The 10,142-nt window shown below is 39.1% G+C and carries 9 protein-coding genes; 4 read left to right on the top strand and 5 right to left on the bottom strand.

All coding sequences use genetic code 11. From position 1 onward, the window contains the following. The 4 genes from AC4GME_RS13985 to AC4GME_RS14000 form a co-directional block, all read left to right on the top strand. The coding region (locus tag AC4GME_RS13985) for a Kae1-like domain-containing protein (protein ID WP_490379611.1) at nucleotides 1-182 on the top strand (182 nt) is incomplete at its 5' end. 184 nt (nucleotides 183-366) lie between these two features. Beyond that, nucleotides 367-804 (top strand): hypothetical protein, encoded by a 438-nt coding sequence (locus AC4GME_RS13990; protein WP_490379612.1) that lies wholly within the window; start codon nucleotides 367-369, stop codon nucleotides 802-804. Between the two features lie 319 nt (nucleotides 805-1,123). Beyond that, nucleotides 1,124-1,804: a flagellar brake domain-containing protein gene (locus AC4GME_RS13995; RefSeq protein ID WP_490379613.1), complete on the top strand. Its 681-nt coding sequence runs from the start codon at nucleotides 1,124-1,126 to the stop codon at nucleotides 1,802-1,804. A gap of 241 nt (nucleotides 1,805-2,045) precedes the next feature. After that, entirely contained in the window at nucleotides 2,046-3,035 is a 990-nt protein-coding gene (locus AC4GME_RS14000; protein WP_490379614.1) for a lipid A deacylase LpxR family protein, read from the top strand. A 33-nt stretch (nucleotides 3,036-3,068) separates the two neighbouring features. On the opposite strand, the gene ggt is transcribed toward AC4GME_RS14000, so the two are convergent. From ggt to leuS, 5 genes are all read right to left on the bottom strand, one after another. After that, the gene (ggt, locus tag AC4GME_RS14005) at nucleotides 3,069-4,811 is read right to left on the bottom strand and encodes a gamma-glutamyltransferase (protein WP_490379615.1); all 1,743 of its coding nucleotides are present in this window, start codon (nucleotides 4,809-4,811) and stop codon (nucleotides 3,069-3,071) included. Between the two features lie 37 nt (nucleotides 4,812-4,848). Continuing rightward, entirely contained in the window at nucleotides 4,849-5,511 is a 663-nt protein-coding gene (gene nadD, locus AC4GME_RS14010; RefSeq protein ID WP_490377661.1) for a nicotinate-nucleotide adenylyltransferase, read from the bottom strand. A gap of 22 nt (nucleotides 5,512-5,533) precedes the next feature. Continuing rightward, on the bottom strand, nucleotides 5,534-6,529 hold the full coding sequence (gene holA, locus AC4GME_RS14015; RefSeq protein WP_490377660.1) for a DNA polymerase III subunit delta: 996 nt from the start codon (nucleotides 6,527-6,529) through the stop codon (nucleotides 5,534-5,536). A gap of 6 nt (nucleotides 6,530-6,535) precedes the next feature. Further along, nucleotides 6,536-7,084, bottom strand: coding sequence for an LPS-assembly lipoprotein LptE (locus tag AC4GME_RS14020; protein ID WP_490377659.1), 549 nt, complete (start codon nucleotides 7,082-7,084; stop codon nucleotides 6,536-6,538). An 84-nt stretch (nucleotides 7,085-7,168) separates the two neighbouring features. Beyond that, entirely contained in the window at nucleotides 7,169-9,748 is a 2,580-nt protein-coding gene (gene leuS / locus AC4GME_RS14025) for a leucine--tRNA ligase (protein WP_490377665.1), read from the bottom strand. Between the last annotated feature and the right edge of the window lie 394 nt (nucleotides 9,749-10,142).

Below are 10,142 nucleotides of genomic sequence, written 5' to 3' on the forward strand. Positions count from 1 at the left end.
ATTGTGTAACACAAATATTATTAACCGGTGGCTGTTTTCAAAATACGCTATTGATTGAAACAACCTCAGCTCTTTTGCAAAAACAGGGGATAGAGGTTTTGTGGCATAAAAAATTACCGGCTAATGATGCAAGTATTTGTGTGGGGCAGGTAAAGGCTGTCTGTGATTTGCAGAAAAAATAAAAAGCCCCTAGCATTGTGAAGTGGTAATTGCTTCAACAGGGACTATTTCAGCAAATATACTTTAAACAAGCCGACTTATCGCTCAATTTCACGGAACTGTTTTAAATACTCGAAATTTATTGAGTTTTTACTATTTATTGGTATTGTTTGCCGAAATTTTAATTATTTGATAAAGGAATGCGAAATGAGATCCATTATAGTTTTTTTTGTTGTTAATATGTTGGCTTTTTCATCGATGAGTTATGCTCGAGATGATATTAATGATTATTCGATACAAGATGCATTAAGCTCTGTGCATGCTAAAGATAAATTGGGAAATGATGTAACGTTTCATTTTGGCAAGCAAAAACATGGAAAAGTGTTCAAAAAAAAGGGTCTGTTTAAAACTAATAAAAAGACTAATGCTTTTAATAAAACAGATTCAGAAGCTTGCGAATGGGTATTTTTATCCGCAATGATTGCATTAAAAGAGCAAGCTGAGAAAAAAGGTGCAAATGCCGTTATTAATATAAAATCTAATTACAAAAACAATTTAACGTCTAGCAATAAAACGTTTCAGTGTGGTTCAGGCACCTTTATAGCGGGTGTCGCTCTTGTGGGTGATATTGTAACTATTAAATAACTGCTTGTACTCAGTCAATTTTAATAAGCTAATTATAACCGCTTAACTCTTGAAGTTTATTCTAGTGTTAAGCGTTATTTAGCGCTTAATCCAATTTTATAATATTCCCTGCCGACTAGCCTTGCTTTAAAAATCATAAAACCTATTGTGTGCACTTGTTTTCGTTCATGTTTTTCATATTAATTACACGAATAACCTACACTTTTAGCTGTATTTCCTCTTCAATAACCATTACTTCTCTGTTCAGCCTATAATGGAAATAAACAGTGCCGTTTAGCGTGTACTTATTTAACTTATTGTGATCAATAGGAGCATTTAGGTGGTTAATCAGTTATTGGACGAATATGCACATTTAAATAAAATGCCCTGTGAAACAGAGGTCTATTTACAAATAATTACGCCGACACAGCCTATCCGTATAAAAACCCGTTTGATTGGTGTTGATCCATATATGTCGGTTATTTTAGCTATGAGCAGTGATTCTGAGTGGTTATCAGCTAAAGAGTATATTCGAGAAGGGCAAAAAGTGATTGTGCGTCTAGTGAATAGTGACCAACCTGACGCCAATATTATAGCTTTCCAAAGTCAGGTACAAAAACTGATGAGTATTGCGGGGCGTTGGTTAGTTCTGGATTACCCTAAAAGTATACAGCAGGTTGCATTACGTTTACATTCTCGCCTGCCAACACATCTCGATGCATCGCTACTCGACCAACAAACACAAAAGCCCTGTTCCCAAGGGGTATTAACCGATATTTCGATTAATGGTGGCGCATTCACTGGTGCTCCAATAAAAGGGGCGCCCCTTGATAAAAATTATCTTTTAAAAGTTACTCTTGATAGTGAACAGGAAGCTCAAATGATTCCTGTTGCAGTGAAAAACAGTAAAAAAATAAGTAAGAATAAGCAATTAGTCCAGTATGGTTTGCATCTTAAAGGCAATGCGGAAAAATCAAAATTATTTGTTGAGCATCTGGTTTTACACTACTTGTTTAATTAGCTTTGCACTTTCAAAGTGAAGTAATGGTCACTTAAAAACTAGTTTTTGGTTATTTACGACGATAAATGCTGAAAACATAAATAATATCTTGTTATTATCAATAAAAGCACAAGTGGTTGAATTAACTTGTTTAGTGATTGACCTTAAATTACTTTCAGCACTTTTCCATATCTTTATAAAATGATTTTCTACATTAAGAATTAAAAAATCAGTGATAACAGATAATAAAAAAAGAGGGGATATGAAAACATTAATTATTTTTGTAATGCTGCTGTTCACCCCGCTTAGTTATGCTGATAACGATAAGGTAGACTTTATTAGTTTCTCTTTTGAAAATGATTCTTTTTTTAGAGATGATGGTCTCTATAGCAACGGCCTGATTTTTTCTTGGGGATATAATGATGTGAGTGCATTAGATAATGAAACTTTACCATTATGGATAGCCTATATTGCTGATAAAAGTTATTTAACTTCACAATCAGATAAAACCTATAGCGTTGCCTATACTGTTGGGCAACTAATACAAACGGCGATTGATATCTCTGTTAAAGAACTTGTTGAAGAGGATGCGCCCTACGTTGGATTACTTGCCTGGGATGCGCAGTTAAGCGCTTATGACAATGTTATCAACGATCAACTAAGCTTAACTTTAGGAGTTGTTGGTCCGGCCTCCGGCGCTGAATATGTGCAACATATGGTACATAAAATAATCGGGGCGAGTGAACCGCAAGGTTGGGATAATCAAATTAACAATGAATTTGTCTTTCGTGTGCAAGCGCAACGTTTGTGGCGTGTTTATGATAAACCTTTAGGTATTGCTGAGTTTGATGTGATTACCGGTTTAAATGGTGGAATAGGTAATTTACGTTCAGATGTTGGGGCTGGAGTGGGAGTGCGTTGGGGGGAAGATTTGTCAAATAATTTTTCATCGGCTTCTGCATTTCCCATTAGGAAATTCAACCGTTTTAATAATAGCGCCAATGGCTGGTATCTTTTTGCTAATGCATCCGCCTTTTATGTTGCCAATGATATTTTTATGGATGGTAATACTTTTCAAGATAGTCATAGTGTAGATCTGATCCATCAACAGTTTGCTATATCGGCAGGTATTATGGTTAATTTCAATAGCTGGAACTTTGTATATACACTATTGCAGCAGACAGATCAGTATCATGGGCAAAATGAGAGTTCCCGTTACGGCTCGATTATTATTACTTATAATTTTAGTTAACCACAGCTCGGGATAATGAAAGCGCAATACTCTTTAGTAACCTTTACTTAATGCTGAGGGTTTTCGTGGGTCGGATGCGCCATATAACCCTTTGTCGTTTTTCATAATAGTTTGTGTGCTCCCCATAACCGATTGTACTTTGACTTTATGGCCCTTTTCTTTAAGTAGTTTAATGGTGTCTTTATTTAAGCCTTTTTCTACGCGAATATAATCGGGTAACCACTGGTGATGAATACGCACGGCTGCGCTTGCTTCTGCTATATTCATTTTATAATCTAGCACGTTTAAAATTATTTGCAGTGTTGTGCTGATAATACGAGAGCCACCGGGGGTGCCTGTAATTAAATAGGGACGATTATTTTTAAGTATCATTGTCGGGCTCATCGAACTTAGCGGACGTTTATTAGCCTCAATGGAATTTGCCTCCCCACCAATTAAACCGTAACCGTTTGGCTCACCGGGTTTAGCTGAAAAATCATCCATTTCGTTATTAAGTAAAATACCCGTGCCTTGCGCAACTAATCCCGAGCCATAACTGAAATTGAGTGTGTAGGTATTAGATACGGCATTACCCCATTTATCCATAATACTGAAATGGGTGGTTTCATTGCTTTCATAAGGTTGCAGCTTGCCGGGGCTTATATTCTTACTTAATGATGCTTTATTTGGATCGATACCTTTAATCAGATATTGTGCATATTTTTTATCTGTTAAGGCCATGACTGGTACGTTTACAAAGTCACTATCTCCAAGGTAAAGGCTGCGATCAGCGTAAGCACGGCGCATGCTTTCAACCATTAGGTGAATACTTTCAGCACTGTTATGTCCCATTTTCGCTAACGGGTATTTTTCTAACATATTTAACATCTGTACTATATGCACACCTCCAGAAGAGGGCGGAGGCATAGAGATTACCTGATAACCTCGGTAGTTGCCCTGAATGGGCAAACGTTCAATGGCCTGATAATTTTTTAGATCTTTTTGTGAAACAAAACCGCCAGCCTGTTTGACTGATTTTTCAATTTGTGAGGCGGTAAGACCTTGATAAAAGCCGTCACTCCCTTGTTCTGCAATGCGTTTTAAGCTGCGTGATAAATCCTTTTGTATAAACAGTTCTCCCGCTTGGTAACTGCTTCCATCTTCTTTATAGAAGATTTTTTTGCTACTTGGCCATTGGCTTAAACGTGGTTTTGCTCTATTTAATGAATTTGCTAAGTCTGGGCTGACAATAAAACCTGATGCGGCCAGTTTAATGGCCGGTGCTAATAAAACCTTGCGACTTAATGAGCCGTATTTTTTACGGGCAAGTTCCAGCCCCATCACTGTACCCGGTGTACCGACCGCTAGGCCATGACTACGAGATAGCTGTTTTTGCACATGGCCATTTTTGTCTAAATACATATCGCGAGTGGCTTTTGCCGGGGCTTTTTCTCGATAATCAATGGCAATGGCACGCTGCTCTTTTGCTAAATAAACTAGCATAAAACCACCACCGCCAAGATTTCCGGCTCTTGGTAGCGTTACTGCAAGTGCGTAACCAACCGCAACCGCAGCATCAACTGCATTACCACCTTGTTTGAGAATATCCACCCCAATTTGTGTTGCTAAAGCCTCTTGTGTTGATACCATGCCATGTTCTGCCCAAACCGGATGATGGATGGACATTTGGCTGTAAATTGCTTGTTGCTTAGGCTCTGGCGGAGGTGTTGCGTAACTGATAGAGGCGAGTAAAAAGCTAGCAAAAAAAATAAAAAAAACACTCTTAATTAATGGCATGATTTTTCCTCATTATTTATTGCTAACTGTGACAGGGCTAGTTGGAAATAGCCTCATATAACTTATGCTCTTTAATATAGTCGTTAACGGCTTCGGGTACTAAATAATCAATACTGATTTTTTTGTTTAATAACTGGCGAATTTCAGTTGATGAAATGTCAAGTTGACTGGTGGTTTGAAAATAGATTTTACCTGACTGTAAGTTATGCAGCTCCTGTTTGTTGGTTGTTTTACAACGATCAACAACCTCCTGTACTGCGCTATTGAACTGGCAATGCCATCTTGGGCGCTGGCTAATAATTAAATGACAATAATTGAGTATCTCCTGCCATTGAAACCAAGTATCAAAACTGATTAAAGAGTCCATCCCCATAATAAAACAGATTGGTGTGCTAGGGTAAAGCGCTTTTAATTCTTTTAAGGTGTCGATAGTGTAGCTGGGCTTAGCACGATTTAATTCCCGTGTATCCATCTCTATTCTAGCTTGATGCTGTATTGCTAATTTCACCATTTCGCTGCGTTGTTTGGCGGTGGCGTGGCTGGCTGATTTGTGAGGCGCAATATGGTTAGGCATTAGAAAAAGTTGTTGCAGTGATAATGCCTCGCTTATTTCCAGAGCTGGGCGTAGATGTCCAAAATGAATAGGATCAAAGGTACCTCCTAAAAATCCAATTGCTTGTTGTTGGCTATTATTGTGCATCTATTGTTTTTCTCTTTTAAAGTCAGAAAAAAGAGGCTGTGATAGCCTCAAGTTTTAACCAATTATTGTCACTATTTTCAACTTTTATAGCAATTTCCATTGCCGCACACTCAATAGTCAGTTTTTCAAATTGACTGGTGCTTAAACGTGATAAAACATCGCTAATTAGTTTTTGTTTGGCTGGCCACAGTTTTGGTTTTTGCTGGTTAAGCAGTTGTGCTAGCGGGGTATGCTGACTTTGATAACTTAATTTAAGCAGTTTTTGTATTTCATTGCTTAGTGTTGCACTGAGCAATAGTAGTTCAGTGCCTTCAGCTTTTAGCTGCTTTAAAATCCGTGTTGCACGCGTCAGTTCACCAGCTAATAAACTATCAGTCCATTGAAATAGACTGAAATGATTATGAGTAGTAATACTTTGCTCTACTTGCTGCAGGGTTAAATGCTGCTTTGGGTATAATAGAGCAAGTTTTTCAAACTCTTGTTTGGCCGCCAATAAATTGCCTTCAAAGTGAATGCATAGGTAATCAACGACCTCTTTATTAGCTCGTAAATGTAATGTTTTAAGTCGTTGAAAAACCCACTGTGGAAAACGATGTGCAGGAGGCTGGTTGGTGCTGACAAAGATCCCTTGCTGCTCTAGCGTTTTAAACCACACACTATTCATCTGCTGGTTGTTGAGTTTTGGACCCTGCAGTACTAATAAGATATCTGCATGTAACAGCTGCGTAATTTCGCGTATAAAAGCGGTATTATCTTTGCTGGTTTTAGTGAAGGTTAGTTCGATTATCTTTTTTTCTGAAAAGAGAGAGAGGCTGTTAAATTCACTAAAAATCAGATCTTTTTCAAAATTACCATCAAGACTAAAACTAAATTTCTCTAAGTAGCCTTGTGATTTGGCTATCTGCTGAACTTGATCAAGCGCTTCTAAGCAAAGTAGCGCTTCATCCCCAAAAATAAGACAGCAACTTGGCAACTGTTGTTTGAGATGCTGCAACAATTGCTCCGGATAAATACGCATTGTTAATTACTCATTGCTTTCATTATTTTTAATCAGATCACTTCTTTCATTTTTCAAGCTGAGCATAGTTGTAATAATATGATCGGCTGCAATGACGCGAAGCTCTTGGGTTAATAACTCCTCTTCACGTGATTTAGCTAATGCTTGAGCAGGGTTATCAAGGAAATCACGATACAGGTTAACGGTAAATGATTGGGTTTGATAACCAGGACTTTGGATGGAATAACTGAGATTATAACCTAACTCTTGCTCCGCATTTTGTGCGTTAACATAAAGGGAGATGGTGCGGGATGAACGGCGTTCAGCCCCTATTTTAAGTGTGGCAATATCTGCCGCGGGTAATGACATAATTTCAATACCTGCACCACGTAAACGAATTTTAACAAAACGTGTTAATTCACCGTTGGGATCGCTACTTTGCAGGAAGATTTTTGGATATTTATCGGCAAGGCCGTCATTGTGTTTCAGGTGAAAACCGCAACCACTTATTAATAAAACAGACAATAAAATAAAGCTGAGTTTAAGGTAAAAAGCTTTGATAAAGTGGATGTGCATAGGCAGCCTTTTAAGTTGTTTGATTTGATCTGAATGCGAGAGCAGGGTGGTTTCTACTCTCGGTTATTGTTGATTAACGACTATTTAGTTAGCCACAATATTCAGTAATTTACCTGGAACAAAAATAATTTTGCGAACAGTTTTACCATCGGTAAATTTGTTCACATTTTCATCCGCTAGTGCAAGTGTTTCAACCGCGTCTTTACCTGCATCGGCAGGCACTGTTAGTTTACTGCGTAACTTACCGTTAACCTGTACGATAATTAGTTTTGAGTCTTCAACTAACGCACTTTGATCAACACTCGGCCAAGGTGCATTTAAGATATCCTCAGACTGTCCTAATGCTTCAAATAACTCTGCTGAGATATGCGGCGTAATAGGAGACAACAGTTTAACCACAGCAAGCAGGGCTTCTTGTAAAATAGCACGATCCTGTTCAGCTTTAGTCGGCGCTTTAGTTAATTTATTCATTAACTCCATGACCGATGCAATTGCTGTATTAAATGTCTGACGGCGGCCGATATCATCGGTCACTTTAGCAATGGTTTTATGTAGTTCACGGCGTAGCGTTTTTTGAGCGTCAGTATGTGCTTTAACATCTAAGTCAGCGACTTCGCCTAGTGCAACGTGTTCAAATGAAACTTTCCATAAACGTTTTAAGAAACGTAAAGAGCCTTCAAGTGCCGAATCAGACCACTCAAGGGTTTGCTCTGCTGGAGCGGCAAACATCATAAATAAACGCACGCTGTCTGCGCCGTATTTATCAATCATCTCTTGCGGATCAATACCGTTATTTTTTGATTTAGACATTTTACACATGCCGTCAAAAACAAGCACTTGGCCGTTTTCCATTTTAGCGCTGATTACTTTACCTTTTTCATCGGTTTCAGTGATTGCATCGCTTGGAGAAACCCACACTTTACCGCCTTTCTCATCTTCATAGTAATAAGCGTCAGCTAAAACCATACCCTGTGTTAAGAGTTTTTTGTACGGCTCATCACAGTTTACTAATCCAAAGTCACGTAATAACTTGTGGAAGAAACGTGAGTATAAAAGGTGCAGGATTGCGTGCTCAATACCACCAATGTATTGATCAACCGGCAGCCAGTAGTTGGCTTTAGCCGGATCTAACATCTGTTCATCACTTTGTGGTGAACAGTAACGTGCGTAATACCAGCTTGATTCCATAAACGTATCGAAGGTATCTGTTTCATGTGTTGCCGGCTGACCGTTATAAGTGGTTTTTGCCCACTCTAAATCTGCTTTGATTGGTGAAGTAATACCATTCATTTTCACATCTTCAGGTAATACAACCGGCAGTTTATCTTCAGGTACTGGTACAACCGTGCCGTCTTCTAATGTTAATGTTGGAATTGGCGCGCCCCAGTAACGTTGACGAGAAACACCCCAGTCACGTAAACGGAAGTTAACCTGGCGTTTACCTTTGCTTTCGCTTACTAATTTTGCTTCAATCGCATCAAATGCTGCAGTGAAATCTAAACCGTCAAAATCACCAGAGTTAAAACAGATACCTTTTTCAGTATATGCCTCAGTTGACACATCAACTTCACTGTCTGCAGGTTTGATAACAGCTTTAATTTCTAAACCGTATTCATTAGCAAATTCGTAATCACGTTGATCGTGAGCAGGTACTGACATAACTGCACCAGAGCCGTAACCCATCAGTACAAAGTTAGCTGTCCAGATCGGCACTTCTTCACCTGTAATAGGGTGAATCGCTTTAAGGCCGGTATCAACACCTTCTTTATCCATTGTCGCAATTTCAGCTTCTGCTAATTTTACGTTTTTACATTTTTTGCAGAAGGCCGCTAATGCCGGGTTGTTTTCAGCTGCTGCAAGTGCTAAAGGATGCTGTGCGGCAACTGCCACATAGGTAACCCCCATTACGGTATCTGGGCGAGTTGTGTAAACAGAGAACGATTGATCGCTGCCGCTTACTTTAAAGTCCATTTCGACACCTTCAGAACGGCCGATCCAGTTACGCTGCATAGTGCGAACCTGCTCTGGCCATTCATCAAGCTGATCTAAATCATCTAATAATTCTTGTGCGTAAGCGGTGATTTTAATAAACCACTGTGGAATCTCTTTCTGCTCAACAACTGCACCAGAGCGCCAGCCGCGGCCGTCAATAACCTGCTCGTTTGCAAGTACCGTCTGATCCACCGGATCCCAGTTAACCGTTGCCATTTTTTTGTATACTAAATCTTTTTCAAGCAGCTTAGTGAAGAACCATTGTTCCCAGCGGTAATATTCTGGCTGGCAGGTTGCCAGTTCGCGGCTCCAGTCGTAACCAAAACCTAACTGTTTAAGCTGGGTTTTCATGTAGGCGATATTTTCGTAAGTCCAGCCTGCCGGTGCAGTATTGTTTTTAATCGCGGCATTTTCAGCAGGAAGACCAAATGCATCCCAGCCCATAGGCTGCATTACATTTTTACCCTGCATACGCTGGTATCGAGAAACTACATCACCGATGGTGTAATTACGCACATGGCCCATGTGCAGTTTACCACTTGGGTATGGAAACATTGACAGGCAGTAATATTTCTCTTTAGACGGGTCTTCCGTGGCTTTAAATGATTGGTTCTCATCCCAATTGGTCTGGAACTTGTTTTCAATCTCTTTAGGGTTATATAACTCTTGCATATTCAGTCTGCCTAGCAATAATAAATGAAATAATAAATAAGGCGCTAGGATACAGGAGCAACGACTTGGCAACAATAAATATGAGAAATAAGACGGTTTTTTCCTGACAATTGTATTATTAAAACGCAAACTCATATTACTTAGCGCCTGTCAGTAGATAAAACGCTCTATTTAGTGAGCAACTTATTTGCTTAATCGCTTGTTGTTTGACAACTAAAAGCTAAAAAAACAATGTTTTATGGTGATTATTTGCTCAGGTTGTTGTTTTTCTAGGCGTACGGTTTTTTTTTGTTATTTTAAGCTTTACAAGTGAAACCTATAGTCTGTATTATTCGCTTTGTTCCGGAGGGGTGGCAGAGCGGCTGAATGCACTGGTCTTGAAAACCAGCGAGGG

The organism is Psychromonas sp. (assembly GCF_983033635.1).

Coding starts and splice junctions, on each gene's coding strand:
- AC4GME_RS13990 (WP_490379612.1), top strand. CDS start 367: ATGAGATCCATTATAGTTTTTTTTGTTGTTAATATGTTGGCTTTTTCA.
- AC4GME_RS14000 (WP_490379614.1), top strand. CDS start 2,046: ATGAAAACATTAATTATTTTTGTAATGCTGCTGTTCACCCCGCTTAGT.
- ggt (WP_490379615.1), bottom strand. CDS start 4,811: ATGCCATTAATTAAGAGTGTTTTTTTTATTTTTTTTGCTAGCTTTTTA.
- nadD (WP_490377661.1), bottom strand. CDS start 5,511: ATGCACAATAATAGCCAACAACAAGCAATTGGATTTTTAGGAGGTACC.
- holA (WP_490377660.1), bottom strand. CDS start 6,529: ATGCGTATTTATCCGGAGCAATTGTTGCAGCATCTCAAACAACAGTTG.
- AC4GME_RS14020 (WP_490377659.1), bottom strand. CDS start 7,084: ATGCACATCCACTTTATCAAAGCTTTTTACCTTAAACTCAGCTTTATT.
- leuS (WP_490377665.1), bottom strand. CDS start 9,748: ATGCAAGAGTTATATAACCCTAAAGAGATTGAAAACAAGTTCCAGACC.